Annotated in this window: 18 protein-coding genes; 1 reads left to right on the forward strand and 17 read right to left on the reverse strand. The window is 40.9% G+C overall.

Annotation, left to right across the window (positions count from 1 at the left end; translation table 11 throughout):
* Positions 1–85: 85 nt before the first annotated feature.
* The 17 genes from ACXYSM_RS05350 to ACXYSM_RS05430 all read right to left on the reverse strand — a co-directional run bounded on the left by ACXYSM_RS05350 (position 86) and on the right by ACXYSM_RS05430 (position 22,994).
* The gene (locus ACXYSM_RS05350) at positions 86–955 is read right to left on the reverse strand and encodes a helix-turn-helix domain-containing protein (protein ID WP_458634618.1); all 870 of its coding nucleotides are present in this window, start codon (positions 953–955) and stop codon (positions 86–88) included.
* Between the two features lie 3 nt (positions 956–958).
* Entirely contained in the window at positions 959–1,345 is a 387-nt protein-coding gene (locus tag ACXYSM_RS05355; protein ID WP_004251273.1) for a Mini-ribonuclease 3, read from the reverse strand.
* Positions 1,338–2,681 carry a cysteine--tRNA ligase gene (gene cysS, locus ACXYSM_RS05360; protein WP_458634619.1) on the reverse strand — a complete coding sequence of 448 codons (1,344 nt, stop codon included), beginning with the start codon at positions 2,679–2,681 and terminating at the stop codon, positions 1,338–1,340. The genes ACXYSM_RS05355 and cysS overlap by 8 nt, the downstream gene beginning before the upstream one ends.
* Positions 2,682–2,724: 43 nt before the next feature.
* Positions 2,725–3,486: a nucleoside phosphorylase gene (locus ACXYSM_RS05365; RefSeq protein ID WP_254723961.1), complete on the reverse strand. Its 762-nt coding sequence runs from the start codon at positions 3,484–3,486 to the stop codon at positions 2,725–2,727.
* Positions 3,487–3,520: 34 nt separating this feature from the next.
* Positions 3,521–4,138: a serine O-acetyltransferase gene (gene cysE / locus ACXYSM_RS05370; protein WP_004251281.1), complete on the reverse strand. Its 618-nt coding sequence runs from the start codon at positions 4,136–4,138 to the stop codon at positions 3,521–3,523.
* A gap of 14 nt (positions 4,139–4,152) precedes the next feature.
* A complete protein-coding gene (gene pnp, locus ACXYSM_RS05375) occupies positions 4,153–6,375 on the reverse strand; it encodes a polyribonucleotide nucleotidyltransferase (RefSeq protein ID WP_458634620.1) in 2,223 nt (740 codons plus the stop codon).
* A 496-nt stretch (positions 6,376–6,871) separates the two neighbouring features.
* The gene (metF, locus tag ACXYSM_RS05380) at positions 6,872–7,732 is read right to left on the reverse strand and encodes a methylenetetrahydrofolate reductase [NAD(P)H] (RefSeq protein WP_320693958.1); all 861 of its coding nucleotides are present in this window, start codon (positions 7,730–7,732) and stop codon (positions 6,872–6,874) included.
* Positions 7,733–7,794: 62 nt separating this feature from the next.
* Positions 7,795–10,044 (reverse strand): 5-methyltetrahydropteroyltriglutamate--homocysteine S-methyltransferase, encoded by a 2,250-nt coding sequence (metE, locus tag ACXYSM_RS05385; RefSeq protein ID WP_458634621.1) that lies wholly within the window; start codon positions 10,042–10,044, stop codon positions 7,795–7,797.
* 242 nt (positions 10,045–10,286) lie between these two features.
* Entirely contained in the window at positions 10,287–10,649 is a 363-nt protein-coding gene (locus tag ACXYSM_RS05390; RefSeq protein ID WP_458634622.1) for a TIGR02328 family protein, read from the reverse strand.
* Positions 10,633–11,037: a YbgA family protein gene (locus ACXYSM_RS05395; protein ID WP_458634623.1), complete on the reverse strand. Its 405-nt coding sequence runs from the start codon at positions 11,035–11,037 to the stop codon at positions 10,633–10,635. The genes ACXYSM_RS05390 and ACXYSM_RS05395 overlap by 17 nt, the downstream gene beginning before the upstream one ends.
* A 67-nt stretch (positions 11,038–11,104) precedes the next feature.
* Positions 11,105–11,806 (reverse strand): DNA/RNA non-specific endonuclease, encoded by a 702-nt coding sequence (locus tag ACXYSM_RS05400; protein ID WP_458634624.1) that lies wholly within the window; start codon positions 11,804–11,806, stop codon positions 11,105–11,107.
* Between the two features lie 130 nt (positions 11,807–11,936).
* Positions 11,937–13,325, reverse strand: coding sequence for a hypothetical protein (locus ACXYSM_RS05405; protein ID WP_458634625.1), 1,389 nt, complete (start codon positions 13,323–13,325; stop codon positions 11,937–11,939).
* Complete coding sequence (locus tag ACXYSM_RS05410; protein WP_458634626.1) at positions 13,322–14,389, reverse strand: hypothetical protein; 1,068 nt, start codon at positions 14,387–14,389, stop codon at positions 13,322–13,324. Before ACXYSM_RS05410 ends, ACXYSM_RS05405 begins: the two co-directional genes overlap by 4 nt.
* Before the next feature lie 18 nt (positions 14,390–14,407).
* Positions 14,408–15,553: a restriction endonuclease subunit S gene (locus ACXYSM_RS05415; RefSeq protein ID WP_458634627.1), complete on the reverse strand. Its 1,146-nt coding sequence runs from the start codon at positions 15,551–15,553 to the stop codon at positions 14,408–14,410.
* Entirely contained in the window at positions 15,546–17,150 is a 1,605-nt protein-coding gene (locus ACXYSM_RS05420) for an HsdM family class I SAM-dependent methyltransferase (protein WP_458634628.1), read from the reverse strand. Before ACXYSM_RS05420 ends, ACXYSM_RS05415 begins: the two co-directional genes overlap by 8 nt.
* Positions 17,150–20,218 carry a DEAD/DEAH box helicase family protein gene (locus ACXYSM_RS05425; RefSeq protein WP_458634629.1) on the reverse strand — a complete coding sequence of 1,023 codons (3,069 nt, stop codon included), beginning with the start codon at positions 20,216–20,218 and terminating at the stop codon, positions 17,150–17,152. The genes ACXYSM_RS05420 and ACXYSM_RS05425 overlap by 1 nt, the downstream gene beginning before the upstream one ends.
* A gap of 130 nt (positions 20,219–20,348) precedes the next feature.
* Entirely contained in the window at positions 20,349–22,994 is a 2,646-nt protein-coding gene (locus ACXYSM_RS05430) for a DEAD/DEAH box helicase family protein (protein WP_458634630.1), read from the reverse strand.
* A gap of 135 nt (positions 22,995–23,129) precedes the next feature.
* Here ACXYSM_RS05430 and ACXYSM_RS05435 point away from each other — a divergent pair, with 135 nt between their 5' ends.
* Positions 23,130–23,750 carry a TVP38/TMEM64 family protein gene (locus tag ACXYSM_RS05435; RefSeq protein WP_195183990.1) on the forward strand — a complete coding sequence of 207 codons (621 nt, stop codon included), beginning with the start codon at positions 23,130–23,132 and terminating at the stop codon, positions 23,748–23,750.
* Positions 23,751–23,764: the final 14 nt, after the last annotated feature.

Raw genomic sequence — 23,764 nt, forward strand, 5'->3', positions numbered from 1 at the left:
GCTTTATTATAAATGAAAACGCTTTACATTTCTATGGCAAGGTGACCAAAAAAATAAAAAAGTTCTGTGCAACTTGCACAAAACTTTAAATAATATCTGGTAAAATCAATTGATAACACAAGGTCAAATCTGTCAATTCTTTCAACTGAAGCCCTGTCAACTCTTCCCATTTATCAATCTTGTATTGGAGAGAATTGCGGTGCAAATACAGTTGTTGTGCTGTTTTAGTTAGGACTGCACTATTTTCCCATAAGGAGAGAATGATTTCCTGAATTTGATCCTGGTCCAAAATCATCTGGTGTAGATAATCTTTGATCAAACCAAGATCCACCATTTTTTCACCCATACTCCAAAGGTAGAGCTGAGAAAACGTATGGAATCCTTGGTGTCCTTGTCGCCACCAATTTTTGAACAAGTCACGTTCTGCTTTGATTAAGTCTATCAAACTCTGATTTCCTGTTTGCGACCAAACCTGCCCCAGCATGATGGATAAGCGAACCCCAAAGTCGTACTCTACAGCTTCCAAGGTATCCATTAGGATTGAGCGAACAGAAGTGTATTTGTCCTGTTGGAGAACAAACAGGTAATCCTGAGCTCCCACCTGAAGCACTGTCTCGCAATTAGGAAAGAGGGTTCTCATCATATCCAACCAAGAAGTCAAGTTTTCCTGTTGGTAATAGGAAAGGTGACAATAGACAACTTGTAGCTTTTTAAAACTTTGCGGTGCTTGTCCCTTGCCCTCAATCAAATAACTATACCAAGGATTGAGCGAGATCGTTTGCTCTTGCTGGGTCAGGAGAGCTACCAACTGTTTCTCACGTTCACTTAGTCCAACTTTCTCCAGTAAAATCCACTGTTGCGAGGAGACTGGCAGCGTAAGAAAACCTTCCTTATCAATTGGCTGGTCTACGATTTGAGCTTGTGGAAACCAGTCTAGTAATTCTTTTGCAATCATTTCCTAGCCCTCCACTTTTTGGATACACCAAGAAATCAAGGTTTCTAGGCGCTCCACATTTTCGGTCATATGAAGATAACCCATGACCGCTTCAAAACCTGTAGACATACGGTAGGTCACCACATCCGCATTTTTTGCTTTGGTATGACTATTGGTATTGCGACCCCGTTTATAGATTTCTTCTTCTTTTTCCGTTAGGACTTCTTCTTCTAACATAAGGGAAATCAAGCGTGCCTGAGCCTTGGCCGACACATACTTGGTTGCCTCTTGGTGGAGTTTATTGGGCTTGGTCATACCTTTTAGGATGAGGTGACGGCGAATATACATAGAGTATACTGCATCTCCTTCAAAGGCTAGCGCAATCCCGTTAATGAGATTGACATCAATCACGTGTCCACCTCACTCCATCCTTGGTATCCAGTAGCTTAATTCCTTGAGCAGCTAGTTGGTCACGGATTTGGTCAGCTGTCGCAAAATCACGATTGGCACGCGCTTCTTGGCGTTTTTGAATCAAGGCTTCAATCTCTTCATCCAAAACTTCCTCAACAAAGACAATACCAAAGACCTCTAACATAGCCGCAAGAGCTTCCTTAACCGCTGCATCATAGTTTCCTGAGTTGATCCACTTGGCCATTTCAAAGACGACTGTGATACCATTAGCCGTATTGAAATCCTCATCCATTGCAGCTACGAACTTATCTTTAAAAGCTTGCAACTCCTCTGCATCTACAGTTCCAGTAAATGGTTGCTCATAAGTGTTCTTCAGATACTTGAGATTGGTCTCGGCATCACGCACAGCCTTTTCCGTAAAGTTGATAGGTTTGCGGTAATGCTGAGTCGCAAAGAAGAAACGAAGCACTTGGCCGTCGATCGTTTCGAGGGCATCGTGTACCGTAATAAAGTTACCCAAAGACTTGGACATCTTGACATTGTCAATGTTGACAAAACCATTGTGCATCCAGTAGTTAGCAAAGGTCTTACCTGTCTTGGCTTCTGACTGGGCAATTTCGTTGGTGTGGTGTGGAAACTCAAGGTCAGCTCCACCACCGTGAATATCGATAGTATCACCCAAAATCTCCGTTGACATAACCGAACACTCGATATGCCAGCCTGGACGACCAGGACCCCAAGGGCTGTCCCAAGAAATCTCACCTGGTTTGGCTGCTTTCCAAAGAGCAAAGTCTACAGGATTCTCCTTGCGAGCCGTTTCTTCATCGGTACGACCTGAAGCACCTAACTCCAAGTCTTCTAGGGTTTTATTGGCTAACTTAGCATAGTTATGGGATTTTTCCACACGGAAGTAAACATCCCCTTGACTCTCGTAGGCATATCCCTTTTCAATCAAGTCTTCCACAAAGCGGATGATATCAGCCATAAACTCCACTACACGAGGATGACGATTCGCAGGCTTAACACCAAGAGCCGTCACGTCTTCACGGAAGGCAGCGATGTACTTATCCGCGACTTCTTGAGGTGTGATACCTTCTTCCTTAGCACGGTTGATAATCTTGTCATCCACATCCGTAAAGTTGGAAATGTAGGCTACTTCGTAGCCACGGTATTCAAAATAGCGACGAATGGTATCGAAGGCTACTGTCGAACGGGCATTCCCTACGTGGATATAATTGTATACAGTTGGCCCACAGACATACATCTTAACCTTGCCGTCCTCGATTGGGACAAAATCTCGCAAATCACGAGACATGGTGTCATAGATTTTAATCACTCACTGACTCCTTTCTGTGTCTTGTTTATCGTAAAGAGTTGTTTCAATCCAACTCTCTAGCAATTACTAATGCTATCTCAAAGAAAGTCATAGCATCTGCTTTTCTTTCTTCGTATCTTGCATCCCACTCATGATTATGATGGTCAACATAATCAGCTGTATAAAAAAATTGATAAACTTTTGCTTGTCGAAATTGTGCCCAAGCCATGATTGCTGAGGCTTCCATATCTACAACAGTCGCACCTGCTGCAAGTCTACGTTTGACCTTATCAGCTGTTTCACGATAGAAAGCATCTGTGGTCCAAGCCTTTGTTCGAATGTGCTCAATATCAGATTTGTTTAAAGCTTCTTCTATGGTTAAGAGTAGAGTTTCATCATAAGCTATTTCATCACTTGCAGGAGCGTAATGGTAACTTGTACCTTCATCACGTAGAGCTGAACTTGGTAGGATAATCTTATCTGCCTGAATAGACTGATCTAGAACTCCGCAAGAACCCAAAACAATAAAGTTCTTAAATCCTCTTGCTTTAAGTTCTTCTAAGAGTCCAACAACCATCGGGGCTCCAATCGTAGCTATAGCAACTGCTACCTTACTCCCATCTTTTTCATAGATATACCATGGAAATCTACCATTTAGATTGGTTAGATAGCCACCTTCGTAAACATCTTCAAACTGCTTTACTCGTTCAACGATTTCTCCATTAAAAGATAAAATAATCGTATCACAGATTTCTCCGCCACCACGAATACTTCGATCAGTTGGTTCGATAACAGCAGGTACATTTTCGAATTCTTCTAATAGCATTTACCTAACCTCCTACCTAAAGCATTACTACTCTCTACAACCCCGACGACCTGTGACTGGCTTCTCTAGCATGCTCAAGTTTATTGACGTAGTATTCACGTTTTTCTTCGACTTCGTGAATGGTTGGTTCATCCTTTTGCCCGTGAACTCGAACAATCTTAGCAGGAATGCCGACAACCGTTACATCGCTAGGAACATCTGCCACAACGACAGCAGCGGCACCGACTTTGGCATTTTCACCGATTTCTACAGGTCCAATGACTTGGGCATGAGCAGAGATAAGAGCTCCTTTGCGAACAGTCGGATGGCGTTTGCCACTATCCTTACCTGTCCCACCGAGAGTCACTCCGTGGTAGAGAAGAACACCTTTTTCAACGATAGCTGTCTCCCCAATCACAAGTCCTGCCCCATGGTCAATAAAGACACCTGATTCAATCTGAGCTCCTGGGTGAATCTCTATCTGCGTCCAAAAACGCCAAAACTGGCTGTGCATACGAGCTAAAAGCTTAAAGCCATGTTTCCAGAGAAAATGAGAGAGACGGTGAGCAGCCAAGGCCTTGACACCAGGATAAGTCAGCAAGACTTCCAAGGTAGTGCGAGCCGCTGGATCATTTTCTTTTACGATATCAATGGTTTCACGCCACCATCCCATACATTTCTCCTTTCTTATTCTGAGTCTTTTGGTGTTTCTGTAGTTTCTTTCTTAGGTTTGTGGTCCTTGTGGTGGTGACGAGGACGATCGCCATGACGATGACCTTTTTCCCCTTTTTCTTCTGAACGTTCAGGTTTTGGCGGACGTGGCAAGAGTGCCTTCATAGAAGCATCTACACGACCTTTTTCATCAATCTTAATAACCTTCACATCGACAAAATCACCAATTTGAACTAAGTCTTCTACATTATTGGTACGTGTCCAAGCCATTTCAGAGATGTGTACAAGGGCATCTGTCTTATCAAAGAGGTTGACAAAGGCACCAAATTTCTCGATACGAACAACTTTGGCATGGTAGACTTCGTCCACTTTCGCTTCACGAACCAAACCAGCAATGATTTCTTTAGCACGATTGATGGCAGCTTGGTCGCTAGAGTAGATAGATACGTTACCTTCTTCGTCGATGTCAATCTTAACGCCTGTTTCAGCGATGATCTTATCGATGGTTTCTCCACCCTTACCGATGACAATCTTAATCTTGTCAACATCAATCTTGATGGTATCAATTTTCGGTGCAGTTGGAGCCAATTCTGGACGAACTTCTGGAATAGTTGCTTCGATCACATCAAGGATTTCAAAACGAGCTTTCTTGGCTTGAGCAAGAGCTTCCGTCAAGATTTCAGCAGTAATCCCTTGGATCTTGATATCCATTTGAAGGGCTGTAATCCCGTCGCGAGTACCTGCAACCTTAAAGTCCATATCTCCAAAGTGGTCTTCCAAACCTTGGATATCTGTCAATACTGTATAGTTGTTACCATCTGAGATAAGTCCCATAGCAATCCCTGCTACTGGTGCCTTGATTGGCACACCACCAGCCATAAGGGCAAGAGTTCCGGCACAGATAGAGGCTTGAGATGAAGAACCGTTTGATTCCAAGACTTCTGCTACTAGGCGGATAGCGTATGGGAATTCTTCCAAGCTTGGCAAGACTTGAGCAAGAGCACGCTCACCAAGAGCACCGTGACCAATTTCACGACGACCTGGTGCACCGTAACGTCCAGTTTCCCCTACAGAGTATTGTGGGAAGTTATAGTGGTGCATAAAGCGTTTCTTGTACTCTGGATCCAAACCATCGATGATTTGCGTTTCACCCATTGGCGCCAAAGTCAAGATAGAAAGAGCCTGAGTTTGTCCACGAGTAAAGAGACCTGAACCGTGCACACGGGGAACGAAGTCAACAACCGCATCCAAAGGACGGATTTCGTCGACCTTACGACCGTCAGGACGAACCTTGTCTTCTGTGATCAAACGGCGCACTTCTGCGTGTTCCATTTGTTCCAAGATTTCAGCCACATCACGCATGATACGGTCAAATTCTTCGTGGTCTGCATATTTTTCTTCGTAAACTGCTGTGACTTGGTCTTTCACTGCTTGAGTTGCAGCTTCACGCGCCAATTTTTCTTCAACTTGAACAGCTTTTTGAAGGTCACTGTTGTAGGCTGCGATGATTTCAGCTTGCAAGTCAGCATCTACATGAAGCAATTCAACTTCTGCTTTTTCTTTACCAACTGCCGCAACGATTTCTTCCTGGAAGGCAATCAATTCTTTGACAGCTTCGTGCCCTTTGAGAAGGGCTTCCAACATGATTTCTTCTGACAATTCTTTGGCACCAGACTCTACCATGTTAATAGCGTGCTTAGTACCAGCTACTGTCAATTCAAGAAGAGATTGCTCTGCTTGTTCTTGAGTTGGGTTGATGATGATTTGGCCATCGATATAACCCACTTGTACCCCAGCAATTGGACCGTCAAATGGAATATCTGAGATAGAAAGTGCCAAGGATGAACCAAACATAGCTGCCATTGGTGCAGATGCATTTTCATCGTAAGAAAGAACTGTATTGATGACTTGCACTTCATTACGGAAACCTTCCGCAAACATGGGACGGATTGGACGGTCAATCAAACGCGCTGTCAAAGTCGCATCTGTTGAAGGACGTCCTTCACGTTTCATAAAGCCACCAGGAAATTTCCCAGCCGCATACATTTTTTCTTCGTAGTTGACTTGAAGTGGGAAGAAATCCCCAGTTGCCATCTTCTTAGACATAACGGCAGCAGTCAAGACAGTTGACTCACCGTAACGTACCACAACAGAGCCATTTGCTTGCTTAGCAACCTGACCAGTCTCTACGATCAACTCACGACCCGCAAAAGTCGTTTGAAACACATGTTTTGTCATTTTAATCCCCTTTGGATTGATAAAATTATACGCCTTGCCTACAAAAATCAGGATATTTTGGACGGTTCGGTTTGCCGAACATTTCTGTAGAAAAATAGGAAGGTGACGCCGCACTCGATGAGTGCTAGGAAGCTTATCTTTTTTCCTAAGAAATGAGGCCAAAATTCTATTATGAATCTTTTTGATATTTCACTGAAACAGTGCGGACGGGAGGTAAAATTATCCAGTGGATGATTTTAGAAATCCCAGGAATTTCACTATAGCGTGAAATATCTTTTAATACTCACTTCGTTCGTATTTTTTATAGACACCAATTTTCAGATTTTGATTAAAAATTAATCGACTATTAAAAAATCGTTATAACCTAAATACCCTCATCTTTGTATCAAGTACGTACAGAGTCTATTTTATCATATTTTTCTTAAAAAGTACGGTCTTTTCTATAAAAAAAGAACCATTCTGCTATGAAAAGAAGAATGGTTTGCTTTTGATTATTTTAAGGTTGGTGATTAAACAAGGCATGGGTTGCTTGGTGAATGTACTGAGCAGTGTCTGCGTTGTTCATGGTGTAGAGATGCACGCCTGCTACGTCTTGCGTTACCAAGTCCACGATTTGGTCTACGGCATAGGCAAGTCCTGCTGCTCTGAGTGACTCAGGGTCATTCTCATACTTGTCCAAGATAGCCTTAAATTTACGTGGGAGATGGATATTCTCACAAGTCTTCAAGAGACGAAGCGCTTGGTTACGATTGAGGATTGGCATGATTCCTGCATGAATGGGAACATCAATCCCTGCCAAGGTACACTTGTCTTGGAAATCGTAGAAACGCTCATTATCAAAGAATAGCTGAGTGACCAGACTTGAGCATCCTGCATCCACTTTTCTCTTGAGATTTTGAATATCTGAGATTTGGTTTGGCGAATCAGGGTGTCCTTCAGGGTAACAAGCTCCAATGATATCAAAATGTGGTGCCTGTTCATTAATAAACTCAATCAAGTCTGTTGCGTAACGGAAATCCTTCTGTGGCTCAACACCTGGAATGATATCCCCACGCAAAGCCAAAATTTTCTGAACACCAACTTTATCCAAATCCGCAATGGTCTCAGCCACCTTATCCTTAGTCAAATAGATAGCTGGCAAGTGAGCAATGGTTGGGATCTCCAAGTCATTTTGGATATAGTCTGCCAAACGAACCGTCGTCTCTTTGATATTAAATTTATTATTACTAGCAGTCACACTGATGAAGTGTGGTGCCAAGCCCTGCATGTCTTTCAGGGCTGCAATAATTTTGTCATTGCCTACTTCTGGGTTTGGAGGGAAAACTTCAAATGAGAGGGACGGTGTTTGACGTGACATATGTATGAACCTTTTCTAGTTGATTTCTTACTGATCAACCGTGTAGAGAGAACTGTCTTTTCTTACAATTTCTCACGCGCAGCTTTCGCAGCGTCTACAAGGCGGATCAAGCTTTCTTTCGTTTCTGGGATACCACGTGTTTTCAAACCACAGTCAGGGTTGATCCATACTTTCTTGCTTGGTACTTTAGCAAGGATGGCTTCGATGGTGTGGTCGATTTCGCCTTCGTTAGGCACACGAGGAGAGTGGATATCGTAAACTCCAGGACCCACTTCTGTCTGGAAGTTTTGAGCTTTGAGTTCGTCCAAGATTTCAAGATTTGAACGGCTAGCTTCAAATGAGATAACGTCCGCATCCATGTTGTCGATAGCTGGGATGATATCTGTAAATTCTGAGTAACACATGTGAGTGTGGATTTGTGTATCTGGTGCTACTGTTGAGTGTACCAAGCGGAAGGCTGGAATAGCCCAGTCAAGGTAGTCTTCGTACCAGTCGCTACGACGGAGTGGCAATTTCTCACGAAGAGCAGCCTCGTCGATTTGGATGATTTTCACGCCTGCAGCTTCAAGGTCAAGAACTTCATCCTTGATAGCAAGAGCGATTTGAAGAGTAGAATCCTTGATAGAGATGTCTTCACGTGGGAATGACCAGTTAAGGATGGTAACAGGTCCAGTCAACATACCTTTAACAGGTTTGTCCGTACGGCTTTGTGCGTAGCTAGACCATTTCACAGTGATTGGGTTTAGACGAGTCACATCACCCCAGATGATTGGTGGTTTAACCCCACGCATACCGTATGATTGTACCCAACCATTCTTAGAGAAGAGGTAACCTGACAAGTTTTGACCGAAGTACTCAACCATGTCGTTACGCTCGAATTCACCGTGTACAAGCACGTCAAATCCAACTTCTTCTTGCCATTTGATCCATTCGTCGATAGTCTCAGCAAGAAAGGCATCGTATTCTTCTTGTGACAATTCACCCTTACGGAAGGCCAAACGTTTAGCACGTACTTCCTTAGTTTGAGGGAATGAACCGATGGTAGTTGTTGGAAGAGCTGGAAGTTTGAAAGCTTCTTCTTGGATCGCTTCACGTTCAGCGAAGGCTGGCAAACGAGTGTAGTCTGCGTCAGTCAATCCAGCGATACGCGCACGAAGTTCAGCATTTTCACCAACACGTTCAGTTGCAAAGAGTTCTTTGTTTGCTGCAAGAGCTTCTGCACCTTGACCGTTGCGGATAGCATCCAAGTCACGGATCTCATCCAATTTTTCTACTGCAAATGCAAAGTGGTTCAAGATAGCTGGTTCAAAGTCTTCATTTGCTGTTGTAAATGGCACATGAAGAAGTGAACATGAGCTTGTCAAAACGATGTTTTCAGCTGGGATTTGCTCAAGAATAGCCAAGCTCTTTTCGTAGTTGTTGCGCCAGATGTTCTTACCATTGACAATACCCGCATAAAGAGTCTTGTCAGCTGGGAAGCCACCTTTAACAAGTTCAAGAGTTTTCTTACCTTCAACGAAGTCAAGACCGATCGCATCTACTGGCAATTTCACAAGGTCAGCGTAAACGTCACGAACGTCTCCAAAGTAAGTTTGAAGCAAGACTTCAAGACCTTTTTTATCAGCCAAGAGTTTGTTGTAGATGTTCAAGAAGAGAGCTTTTTCTTCTTCTGTCAAGTCTTTGACAAGAGCAGCTTCGTCGAGTTGGATACGAGTTGCACCGAGTTCAGCCAATTTTGCAAAAACATCTTGGTAAGCAGCTACTAAGCTATCTACGAAATCTTCTGCTTTCACGCCTTCTTCAAAGTCTGACAATTGAAGGAAAGTGAATGGACCTACAAGGACAGGACGAGTGTTAAGACCCAATTCTTTAGCTTCTTGGAACTCATCGAAAATCTTGTGACCAGCCAATTTTACTTGAGTGTCTTTTTCAAATTTAGGAACGATGTAGTGGTAGTTAGTGTTGAACCATTTCTTCATCGGAAGGGCACGAACATCCCCTTTTTCTCCTTGGTAACCACGTCCCAAAGCAAAGTAACGTTCAAGATCAGACAATTCTAAGTTTTGTACTGATGCAGGAACTACGTTGAAAAGGAAAGCAGCATCAAGGAAGTTGTCATAGTGAGAAAAGTCATTTGATGGGATTTCAGTGATGCCTTTTTCTTTGACGATGTTCCAGTGTTTTGCACGCAATTCTTTAGCCGCAGCCAAGAGTTCTTCTTCTGAGATTTCTTTTCTAAAGTATTTTTCAGTTGTAAATTTTAATTCGCGGAATTCACCCAAACGAGGGAAACCGATAATTGTAGTTGACATGTTTTGTCCTCCAAAAATTGTTGTTGAAACTATCTTAACAGAAAAGAAACTGTCTGTATAATTGTAAAAAATTAGGCTTTGATATAGTTTGAAACTATATCTCGATTTAAAAGACAAAAAAAGATTTGGAGAAGATTCCCCAAATCCTTTGATAGATATAGATTAGTAGCCTTTCAAGGTTGCTAGTTCTTCGCAAAAAAATATTGAATTGAAAGCTACCTATGGCTTGCTATTAGAAAAGACTATAGGTTGATTCCCTTGTCACGGAGATTAGCTAAACACTCCTTATAGTAGGCAGCATCATGTTCGCTGTATATAGGACTAGCCAACTTCTCCTCTGCTAAGTCTTGATAAGGTGGGCAGGTCTTGCCACGGTAGTTCTTGTCCAGCCACTCTGGGCTTACCTTATAGCCACGGTCAGCCATCTCCTCCATGATCAAGTCATGATAGGCATAGAGGTGATAGGGCGAGTGGGTAAAGACATAGTCAACCGTCGCATGCTTTCTGCCCCAGCCATTGCCACGAAGGGCACAGCACTCTCGATGTTGTCCCAAGAGCTGAGGGCGGGGCAGTTGTGAAATCAAAGCCTCATGCCAAAGTCTCATGGGAGTCTCCTTTCAACAAGGTAGAATGTTGCAGATAAGCATTTGGGTATCGTTCAAGCAAGTCTTTCGTCTTAGCAATCAAGTCTTCCTTGGAAGCTTGAGCAAAGCGATAGCGATCCAGCAAGAGCATATAGTCTTTGCGCTCGTCAAGGCTAGCTTGCTTTTTAAAATAGCCCCAAATATGCTGGAAGGCGTTGCAAACTTGACCCCTGTGCTCTGGAATCTGACAGGCACGGTCAATCATCTCTTGAACCTGACTCACCTCCACCACTTCTTGCTTGAGATACTGACGAATATCCTTGTAAATATTGCTGGAATGGCTCAAAACAAGGTATTTATTTTCCGCCCAGAGTTGCTGACAAAGGGCATGTTGGTTGTTGCTTTCCATATTTCTCCTTAACTTTTACTAGTTCCCAGGAAATACGGAAACAAAGTTGTGTTTTACTTGAATGCAATTACTTATTTAATTTAAATGTGCAATTTTTATAATTTATTTTTATATTTGGATCAATATTAGGAATAAAGACATTGAATAGCGACTCTTTCTCTGTCACCGCCTGCATGTGAATTCCAATTGGAATCTTATCCGCTTTATTTCGATAAATGGGACGAGAATCAATACAAACTGAATCTGTCACTACTCTTTCTTTAATTTTCTCTTCAAAACGCCATTGACAGTACGGATTTAACCCATAATCATTCTCGTTGCTCCACTTCGTCTGAATGAACTGGGATAATTTCCCCCTATTTCTGGTATTGGGCATTTTTTTATCTCCACCAAATGCTGATGCTATGATATGTCCTCTATGAAAAAAACTCTCATAATCATGATTTTTGTTTAAGATGTCCCAAAAAGAAGGGTTAACTGTATTACCTCTCTTATATTCCCCATCTCCTTGTTTGATAAAAAATTTAGCTCCAATAGGTCTTTTATAATCATCTCTTGAATGGCACTCAATATAGCCTGTTTCACATTCATCCGGAAATTCAATTTCTGCAATATTATCATTCACAACAAAATAATTCGATTCATTCTTTCTGACAAGAATATTGTTACAATACTGAACCGAGCTTCCAACTAATTTAGTAACTTGCTCAATCGGAATATAAATCAAACCTAAAATTTCTTTCTCTGAGTTCGAAAAACTCTTTTTCATTTTAGTCTCCAAATCTGCCTTCGCTTATCCATTCTTCCACCTCAGTGAAATCAATTTCCACAATATAGCATATATAAAGTAGCCATCCCAATTTATGTCTTCTTTCTGTGAATATTGTTGTTTTTAAATTTTACGGTAGTAAAAAATCGACTATTTGTTTATATAAAAAAATTTGAGTATACAATTCATTATGTTTATAAATCAGAATCAATATAACTATTAAAATGCATAAGAGTCCATAAATAAACCTTTTATATAAAGTTTCAATTTTCTCTAACCGTTCTAATTCAGTTCTATAGCTTTCAGAATCTTTCAAATCATTAATATAACTTTTATCTATACTGTACAACATATCATAATTTTTATTAATAGTATCACACTCTGATATTATAGATTTAGAATCAAAATCCCATCCTCTCGCTTTGTTTACTATAATTATACAAATTAAATAAAATATTCCAGAATATACAGTTAGGGACATCGCTAGCCTTGTATTAAAATTTTTAAAAATAAAGGTAGTTAATATTGTTACAATTAAAACTAAAAATTGCTGAGATATTGTATTAGAAATATTTTTTATACTGATCAAAATCTCTTTTTGCAGTTTTGAAAAATCTTCTGTTAACTTTTGTTTATCAGAGATAAACTTTTTCAATTTATCATTGATAAATAAATTATAATTCGATTGTACATCTTTTAAAATACACTGAAAATCTTTATTACTAATTGTATTTTGTCGCTTGATAAATTCAGAAAAAACATTTCTAAAAATTATCAACTTTTCATAATATGTTTTGTCATCATAAAAAATAAAGTCAAATAATTGATTGAGAACACCAAATAAATCTATATCATCTATTTCAATACTATTCATTTCTAAAATAGCATTTTTTTCAAAGCTTATAATATATTCATCCTTGGATATTTTTCTTTCCGAAACTATACATAGAAAACCGTCAAGTGTCTCGATTTTAAATTCGTCAAAATTTCTATCTAAAATTATTTTAGGAAGAGAACATAGAAAATTATGATTAAACTCTGTTTTTGAAATTAATACATCAGGTATCTGTAAATTTTCGTCACAAAGTGAAAAAACGGGCGAATATATATCGCTATTTTCTTCTGGAATCCAGATTCTTATCTTTGTATTCCTATTTTCGAGACTTTTAAATGTCGTGATTTTTAAAAACTTTTTTTCAAATGTGTAAAAGTCATTACTGTTTCTAAAATATAATAATTGATTCTCTAAAGGAAATTGATTTTGTTTCAATGTTACAGCAATCTTATTGATTTCCTTAGTTTCTTTACATAATTCCAACGGGTAATTATTACAAGTTATTTCCAGTTCACTTATTTTATAACTATTAATCTTTTCCTTAAAATCATCTAACTCATTTTCTGAAATTTCGAATTCTAAAATATAGACAATCTTTTTTTCTTTGGAATCAATATTGATACGTCCAGTAACATTTTTAAAATTGTTAACATACTTAATAAGTTGTTTTATCAATGTAATCACCTCTCAATCAGAGTAATTACTTCTTTGTTAATTTTTAAAACATAAAAATCGTCGTCGTCATCATCCCAATAAACATCTCTATGACTCTCTAGACTTTTAAGAAAGCTTATTTTAATTTGTTGTTCATCTCCCTGAGCTACATATGTTACTTTAGGTGGACGATATAACTTTGCTACGAAACTAGCTACAACAGTATTATTTTTTCTTTTCGCTAAGTCATAAGCTTCCTGTGATAATTTTTCTATATCTGTTTCTCTATTTTCTATATTAAAGTCTAATACATCGCTAACCTCTTGAATCAGCCCTTCAAATGATGTATCTCTTCTCTGAGATAAAAAACTTGTTAACTTTTCTTTTACAATTCCTGGACTCACTTCAGACTTTATGTATGGTTTAACGATAGTTTCAATCGCTTGTATAGCCATTCTAGCTGCTGAATCTTCATCATCTATAACGTTATCACTATCCAAAAATACTTTGAAGTAATAACCCGATATATTATCATCGGTTCTATCCAATACTCTTGAGTGAATATTTGTTCTTTCTGAATTTGGCTCCTCTCTATTATCTTTAAACTGAATTGTTTTATCTTTGTAGATTACAGTAGCCTTTTGAAGTCTGGATTTCTTATCTGGAAGAATCTTATCCAATGTCCTTAATGTATTTTCATCAGAAACTTGAATTGCCGTTCCTGTCTCCATCTTAACAAGAAAAAGAATTTCTCTATTGTCAATTTCAGTTGTAAGTACGACTAAATAAAAATCATTTTGAAATCTACGTCCAATTGATTCTTGAAACTTACCTGCAATATCTTCTGAATTTCTATCGAAATTTTCTTCATTTTCAAAAATCTCTGATACATTTGTTACTATCTGTGAAGAAGGTCTCTTAAATCTGAAGTTCTTAGCATATTTATCATCAATACATTTAATTATTCTAGAATCTAAATCTTCTACAATTTTACTGAATTCTTCAAAAGAATCATCAAAAATTGTACCCGGTGAATAATACGGTTCTCCGTATTGGTCTTTAGAAAAATGAAATAACCTTAGTCTCTTTTTCATATCATTATCTCCTAAACATTAGATTATAACCTGTCCATTCATCAGCATTGGCAAAAGCCAATCACGAAGTTGGGTGAGTTCTTGGTTTTGAATACTATTTAATTTGATTGTTTCATAGTTTTGTTTAACTATCGTATTGAATTTTTCTAAAATATTTTCTTCGGGAACAATTATATTTAAATCATATAAAATTGAAGAAGTCATACTTGGGACTCCCGTTCCTGTATTTAATTTATTAAAATCAATATCTTTTACTGAATAGAATACATACAATGCTGAATTGTTTTTATTGACTTCTGAATAAAACATTGTGTCTACAGTCCAAAACTTCTCATTTACGTACATTACATTATTTAATGTACCTTTTCTTGGAAAGAGAATCGACTCACCTGAATATAAATAGTCTGTAACCATTCTCATAATCCCACCTGAACCATATACAGCAAACTTCCCATCTAGCAAGTGTTTATGATCTTTACCGTTTTTAATCGTGAGAAAATGTGACAACTTCTCAACTCCCCACCCCTCTGGGATTTCGCGTTTGAGTTCTGGGTGATAGACCATCTTTCCACCTGATGATTTGTAGGGTTTGCCATTCTGGTCTGGGAAATCAAACTGCACAAACCAGTAATCATAGAGGGTCTTGGCCATGGCTTCCAACTCTTGGTTGATTTGGTTGTTGGTTTGGATTTTTTTGTCCAAAGTACCCAAAATATCTGTTATTTGATTTTGTTGTTGGATTGAAGGAACATTCGGTATCTTAGTATCTCTTAAATTATCGTTATATAATCTTTTTATGGTACTTCCATTTGTAGTAATAAAAGGATTTGTCTGTAAAAAATAATAAAGAAACTGATTTGTTACCTTTGATTCATCATTTTCTATCCATACTATATTGGAATCTTGAAAATACGAATCTTCTCCATCAAATATTACTGTTTTCCCAATTGTTCCTGCAGCAGAAATTAAAATATCACCTTTTTTAGGGTATGAATATTTCTCTTTGTATTCACGATAAATCTTTTCATCAATATAGACTGTCGGAGTACCACCAAACGTTGAGATCTTATAAAAAGGGATTCCTGAAAATTCATTTGTCTGAGATTTTAATATCCTCTTACACATTGAGATTTTTCCAATCTCCCCTAACCTTATACTACTCATACTTCAACCCCTTCATTTGCTCTTCAATCTCCTGCTCCAATGCATGCGATTGCTGGAAGAGGTCTGAGAGTTTGTTTTGAAAGGCGGTCATCTTGGCTTCAAACTCTTCTGCTGTGATATCTACATAGTCAATTTTGATATCAAAGTATTGACCTGCACTGAGAGAGTAGTTTTTCTCCTTGATATCCTCATAAGAGACGGTGACAGAAAAGTCCTCGACTGCTTCCTTCTGGATAAAGGTCTCGACGATCTTCTGCTCTTCTTCAGAAGATAGCACGGTCTTTTGGTTCTTGCCTTCCTTGACCTTGGTTCCGAGGTTTGAGGCATCGATAAGGACGACATCTCCCTTGTTTTTCTTATCAATAAAGAGGATGGAAACGTTGGTACCGGTCGTCGCAAAGATATTGGACGGCATAGAAACTACACCTGCCAGCATTTGATTGTCCACCAAGTGTTGGCGGATGGTCTTGTCAATCCCTGACTGGGCAGTGATAAAGCCTGTCGGCAAGACAACGGCTGCTTGCCCATCTGGTTTCAGGGAGTAGATAATATGCTGGACAAAGAGCTCATAAATCGCCATCTTGTCCTTAGACTTGGCAGGAACCTTTGGCACACCTGCAAAGAAACGCTCACTGGCTTCTGGCAAGGTCTCCACTTGGTCACGCCACTCTGAAAAGTCCAGCTTGAAAGGAGGATTCGACACGATATAGTCCATCTTTTCTGGATGACGGTTAGCGATAATGGTGTTTCCCTGTACGATATTATGAATGGAGTGTTGCAGTCCGTTCAAGATCAGATTGAGACGGAGGAGATTGGATGACTTTTGCGAGATATCCTGACTGTAAACAGTAGTCTTATCCACACCGATACGACTAGCCAGATTCATAAGCAAGGTGCCCGAACCAGCAGACGGGTCGTAGATCCGCACGTTTGATGGCTGGTCATATCCCACCAGAATGTCAGCGATAATCTTAGCCACAGAGTGGGGTGTGTAGTACTCAGCATACTTACCACCACCGTCTTTGTTGTAGTCCTTGATCATGTACTCGAAGAGAGTGGAGAAAAAGTCGAAACCTTGTGAAAAGATGGTCTCATCAAACTTGACGCGTGCAAGGAGATTGATGATGGCTTTTGCCACCTCGTTGCGCTTACTGCTATCTGAGATAGTATCCGTAATCAAACGCTCATCAAAGAGACGAATAGCTGTGTCCCCGTCTGTATGCACAGAGAAGATATCATTATTGTCAATGGCGATCTGGTTGAGGGTGTTTTCAAAAATTTCGTAAAAATTCGGCTCATTTTGCTGACGGTGGAGGGTTTCTATCAACTGGTCTGGCTTGAGCCAAGCCGTGCTGGTACCGATATCCTCCAAGAGCCAGTCGTAGTCTTCCTCACTCATAGCCAACAAGTTTTCATAGGTGTTGGACTCATCCAGCACCTTGGTTTGATACAAAAACTTGTCGTTTAAAAATTTGTAGAGGAAGGACTGGGTGAGGAGTTTATACTCACCCGCTTCTCCTCCTAGTCCCGCGTGGGTAAAGACAGCTTTCAAATCATCTACCAAACCTTGGACTTGGACTTTGTATGTTTCATTCATTAGTGTTGATATTCCTGTTCATATTCTTCAAATAAAGCTTCAACAAGATTGTTGAAGTCTTGTTTTGTCAACTTTTCATTTCCAGCTGATTCTGTACTTTTCATCTCTTTGCGTGCTTGCTCGCGAATCATTCGCTTTAGGTATTCCTCATTATCTAGAACCCCTTGATTTTGACCGATTCTATGGTCTAATTTGACCTTAGAATCTTTGATAACATGGTAAATAGCAGGAAAATCACTGACCATAGTCGAGTTGGTCACATGCTTATAGGAACGTGCAGCCATTTCATCTCCGTTAAAGTTCATGGTCAAACGTCTCATACGAGTATGATAGTCCTCCACAGACTTAAAAAGTTCTTCATAGTCTTTTTGGGTTTCCTTGATATTTTCCATTGTGTAGCCTTCTTGACCATAGATAAAATGTTTTTGCATGATGCGTTGAAATTCTTCGTAGAGAGAAACCCACTCAGGATCCTTTTCATCACGCTGGTTTTTAATCCCACTTGCCACTCGTCGTTTCAAATCTTCCAGGTCGTTAGCCGCTAGACGAAGTTCTTCTTCTGCAATCTTGAAAAAACTAAAACTGGTCTCAGACATAGCTAAATTTAAGAGCATTTGGCTAGAGAAGTCATCTGGTTTATCTATCAGAGACAGTGTCAGCATCCGTCTAGAGAGGACATTGAGCAGGGTTGCAATCTGGGCAATGTCAATCTGCTGGAGCAGGTGGTCGTAGCCGAGGAGACGGGCGATATTGTAGTACTGCTTGATAGACTCCAAGGCCTTACGAAGATCAATTAACTGCTTCTTATCCTTGATATCATTGATGGCTTGGGAGAAGTATTCTAGATTATCCGTTGGATAGTCGATGAGGATATGCTCGGTCTTGCTCAACTCTTGAGAAATTTCATCTGCTGACACAAAGAGAGAACCAAAAACATCCTCGCCATTTTCTCCTGTTAGCGCCGTATCATATTCTTGATTGAGTTCTTCCAGATAGGCACGATTGGTCTTGTCAAACTCCTTAGAAATATCCGCAAAGTCAATGACATAGCCAAAGAGATAGTCCTTGTAGGGGCGATTGACACGTGTTAGTGTTTGTAAAAGGTTGTGAGCCTTGATCTTGCGTCCTAGATAGAGGCGCTTGAGCCGAGGTGCATCAAATCCTGTCAGGAGCATAGAGTAGACGATGACAAGGTCAATCTTGCCTTCCTTATAGGCGTCTACCTTGTCCTTCTTCTCTTCCTTGTCTCCCTCATCATGGAGGATGAGAGCGGAAGTCAAGGTGGTTGAGCCAGCTTGACGTCGTTCTTCTAATTGCTTTTCAAGCTCACGCGCCTGCTTGGACGAGTCACAGACAATCATGCCACCGATGGTCTGGTCATCAAAGACCAGATTACGAGCACGATTAAAGTCTTCAATGATAAAGTCCAACATAGGCTCCACATAGTGGGGATGGGCAAAGATATCTTCCTTGGAAAGGTCGCCACGTTGGATTTCTTCGTTGATGGATCTGAGATTGTCCTTATAGGAGGTCTCGATGTCCTCTCGCATCAAGCGTAGGGTAAAGCCGTCATCGATAGACTGGTTGTAATAGTATTTGTGGATGTAATCCCCAAAGATATCACGTGTGGTCGCATGACTTTCCTTGGTCTTGCCATCTTTCTTATAGGTGATGAGGGGCGTTCCTGTCAAGGCAATCTTAATGGCCTTGGTATCTGCCTGATAGAGATTTGGCAAGTAGGAACCTCGTTCATTGTAAGAACGGTGGGCTTCATCGATAAAGTAGATATTTTGGCGGTTGAGATCATAGCCAGAGCGGTCTGTCAGATCTGAATCATCCTTAAACTTCTGGATATTGACCACAGCGACATCATAGCCGTCTTGTTTTTGATTGAGTTCTTGTGGGTTATTGATGCGCTTAACCTTGAGGCCTCGTTTGGTGAATTCCTTAAAGGCCTGGTCTGCCAAGTCCAAACGATCGACGACAAAGTAAAATTGAGGAACGATTCCCTCTTTTGAGAAATAGTTAGTTAGATAGCGGATATTGAAGAAAGCCAAGGCAGTCTTACCTGAACCTTGGGTATGCCAGATAACCCCTTTCTTGACACCTTTTGCGATCGTTTCTTCGATAGCACGTGTCGCAAAATACTGAGGATAGCGCATAACGTGCTTCTGCAGTTGCATCTGACCGTCCTTACTCTCTTCTTCTACATAGACAAGACCAAAACGAAGCATAAAGAGCAGACGTTCCTTCTGGTACAAAGAAGACAAAAAGGCATTGCAAGGTGTATCAGGGTTTAGATTTGTTGTAAACTCTGGCTGGGACTTGAGGGCAAAGCGCTTCATGTCTTCTAGGACAAAGTCGATTTGGTCCTCGGTTAGAGGGGAAAGGGAATGAAGGAAATCTTCTACTCTTTCTTCCTTGAAGGCATTAAATTTGGTTTTTGAATAGGCGTTTGAACCGTAATAAGAACCCTGTTTTTGCTGACCTTGTCCACTGATATACGCTAAGTTATCAGATAAGGATATCAACTGGGTGATATTGTTAAAACGACGGAACTTACGGTTTTCAAAACGGTATCTGGTTCTATCCTGCTCTGACTGAATTCCAGTCTTGCCATCACGAATCGCATTGGGCTGTTTCACTTCGATATAAGAAAGAGGCAAACCATTGACAAAAATAACGATATCCGGACGAAATTCATCCTGACCATTTTGGCAAGTAACTTCAAGCGCCAGATGGAAGGTATTGGCTTCAGGATGCTCCCAGTCAATATAAATGGCATCTTCCTGACCTTGCAGACGTTTAAAGAAAGAACGCCCCAAGTCGTTTTGATCTAGTTCCAACTTGATATTGGCTAGTTCTCTCTCAAAGTCATCCTCTGTCAAGTAGTTGTTAAATTTTAAAAATTGCTCCTTAAAAACAGATACAAGGATGTTGGTATCTGGATCTCTTTCTGCAATCTCCTTCCCATTGCGAGGAAGATAGGTATAGCCCATACGCATGAGATGCAGAGCTGCTGGGATTTGTACCCTGGTTAGTTCAGAAAAATCTTTTCTCTTTGCCATAAAACTTCCTTTTGCTAGTCAGAACTGTCTATTTTTACTAACAATATCTTTCAGACTATCTCTCCAATTTATCGAATTCTTAATTATCTATTATTATATCATATTCCTAGAAGAAAACGCTCACTTCCTTCTATTTCAAAGCACTTTTGACCTTTTTCTTAGTGATGATGCGGTCATTTTTGTTGGCTAGGGATTTGAGTCTGGCTTCGAGCAGGATTTTTCTGCCTGCTTCGTTGCGGGTGTAGACGAGTTGATAATTGCCTATGTGTGGTGCGACGGCATTTTGGAAGAGCTGGGCATCTTCCTTGCGTTTTTCAAAGAGGCTAGGCACTACGAAATACTTGGACTGACCTGCTGGTGCTTTTTGAGCGACTAAGAGGTAGCGTTGATTGTCCACTGGGGCAAAGAACTCTCCTAAGGCCTTGGAAAAAAGTTCCTTGTCTCGCATACTGCCACCTTTTAGATAGGCAAAGACGTTAAAGCTGTCCTTGTCCTCATCGACTTGCACGCGCGACTGGTCATCAGACAAATGTCCGGCAGTCACCATGGCTTTGCGAATAGCTTCACCGATCTGGCGCAAGCGTTTATAAGGACTCTTGTAGCTGTAAAAGCGAAAGGCTGTGATAGCTAGGAAGAGGACACAAAGAGCTGTCAACCATGGCAAGGCAAAGAAGGTTAGTCGAACGACATAAGCCAGGAGACTAATGGCAAATACCATCAGAGCGTAGCGAAGCCACTTTTCAGCATCCGCTAGGGCAAGCAGAGGGATTCGTTTACTGTCGGTCGCAACTTCATTGACAATCTCAATCTTATCTGCAACGATGAGAGATTCCTGCCATTTTTTACGAAGGGAGGCACGATCCTTGGATAGTTCCATGATCTTCTCGTTATAGTCTTCAAGGTTCTTTTTCTTAAATGGGAACTCAGGAAAGTTCAAGCGATCCAGACCTGTTTCAATGGTATCTTCCTTATAGGATAAGCCGAGGAAATGGTCCATACGACGGGCAAGGGTTTGCAGGTCCTGATATGGATTGAGGTCTTGTTCTTCTTGATTTTCATTAGAAAAGGCTGGATTTTTGTAAGGTTTGATGGCTACTAGGTGCCAGATATTGCTGGTCTTATCTGGATGTCCTGGCCAGATACGGATGGCACGGCCCCGCATTTGATTACTGAGCATAAAGCTTCCGACAAAACTTCCGAGGATGAGAGAGTTGACGCAAGGCGCATCCCATCCTTCTCCCAAGAGAGACTTGGTTCCGACCAAGACCTGGATAGAACCACGTTGGAAGAGCTCAGTCACTGCTGCGACCATCCCCTTAAAGCTGGATGGAAAGCCTACCTGGAGATAGGCACCTTGATCGAGTTTTCCGATGGCAGAGAAGGTTAAATTGGTAGTTGGGATGAGTTCTTCGAGTTCTGCCTTGACACTCGCGGGTATGATCACGACACTACCTGAAAGGACTGCTATAGGGACAGACAAGCCTTGCTTTTGTGCACTTCTGCGAATGGTTTCAAAGTAAGGGAGGACACCTAACTGCGTGATTGGTGCTTGGTCATCTCCCAGATAACTGGCAAAATCCTTACGGATATAGTCCGCCAAGACCAACTGTCTCAAGTCCTGACCTAGACTAGCATACTCGGTTTCAAAGATAGATGCAATCCCAGCTAGTTTTCCTAGAGATTGGTTGAGGATTTGGTCATTGGCCTTGGATTTGACCAAGAAAACCTGACGTTTTTCAATCAACCCTCTTGATTTCAGTTCAGCTTCTATCTTTTTCTTTGTCTCCTGCGGATCCTCATACCAGTCAGGAGTCTGATAGAGAAGGCCTTGCAATAGAACTTCTAGCCAATAGTAATTAAGAGCAGGCAAGCCTTCAGCACCTAGTAAGTCTCGTAGATGCTTGGGAATTTCCTGTTTTTGAGCCTGTAGATAAATGAGGAGCGCTGAGAGATACTTGGGATCCTCAAGGAGCATATCCGCAGAAATTTCCCCTTTGAGGACCTTGGAACTCCGAATCAAATCTTGGAAGTCAGGATCAACGACTAGTTGGCTGACATACTGCCACTTGGTGTCTTCAAACTCTTCCAAGCGCTTGTCCTCTTCCTTAGTCGGAAAACAGATATAGACAAAGTCCTGATGAGGGCAAAGAGTGTCTTCCTTGACCAGTTCTGGAACTGTGATTTCTTGGTCAATCTCGCCACACATCTGGAGATAGCGATCCCATAGTTCTGGTTCACTGTCATAAGGCGGTGTCGCAGTGAGAGAGATGACTTGCAGTTGCTGGTAGTTTTTACGGAAGTCTTCTAGACTTTTCCACCATTCATTTCTCAAGTGATGGCATTCGTCCAGACAGAGGGTTTCGACCCCCCTTTCTTTGAGTCTGGCAAGCAGGTCAAAGCCTACAAAGTCCTCAACCTCGCCGTTATCTTCTTGAGATTGCACCTGTTGCATAGCACTGTGAAAGGCTTGATAGGTGGCGATGGTGATTTGCTTCATGTCCTTGAGATTTTGAGACACGAGACTTGTGATCTGGTTTTCATCCTCTAAAAAGGCCTGGCGAATCCTATCCACCCATTGTTCCCGGATGGTCACCGTCGGCACCAAAACTAGGGCAGGCCTATCAAAGCGGGCTATCAACTCGATTCCTATGGTTGTTTTTCCTGAACCTGGTGCTGCCACCAAGTGGACATGACCATCTGCTTGGTATTCTTGGAAATTGTCCAAGACCTGTTTTTGGTAGTTGCGCCAAGTGCCATTAAACTTCAATCCTAACATGATTTTCCTCATTCTAAGCTATCATTTTCTTATTCCATTTTACCATACTTGAGGCAAAGTCACACGAAGTATCCCATGTAGTCTTTCTCCCTAAAATATGGTATAGTAGAATCATACTACACAAGAGGAGTTTACATGTCACACGAGAAAGAAATGAAAGCTGTTTCTCCCCTTCTACAGCAAGCCATTCATATTTCCTCCATCGTCGGTGGAGTTGGTACTGTAATATTCTGTATCTGGGCCTATCAGGCGGGTATCTTGCACTCCAAGGAAACCCTATCTGCCTTTATCCAACAGGCGGGTATCTGGGGGCCACCACTCTTTATTTTTTTACAGATTTTGCAGACAGTTGTTCCTATCATTCCAGGAGCTCTAACCTCTGTTGCAGGTGTCTTTATCTATGGGCATATCATCGGGACCATCTACAACTATATCGGTATTGTCATTGGTTGTGCGATTATCTTTTACTTGGTGCGTCTCTACGGAGCACCCTTTGTCCAGTCCATGGTCAGCAAGCGTACCTATGACAAGTATATCGGTTGGTTAGATGAGGGCAATCGCTTTGACCGATTCTTTATCTTTATGATGATTTGGCCAGTTAGTCCAGCTGATTTTCTCTGCATGTTGGCAGCTCTGACCAAGATGAGCTTCAAGCGGTATATGACCATTATCATCCTGACCAAGCCCTTTACCCTGGTCGTTTACACTTATGGCTTGACCTACATCATCGATTACTTTTGGCAGATGTTTGGCTAATACACAAAAAAACT

This window comes from Streptococcus sp. V940 (genome assembly GCF_054353495.1).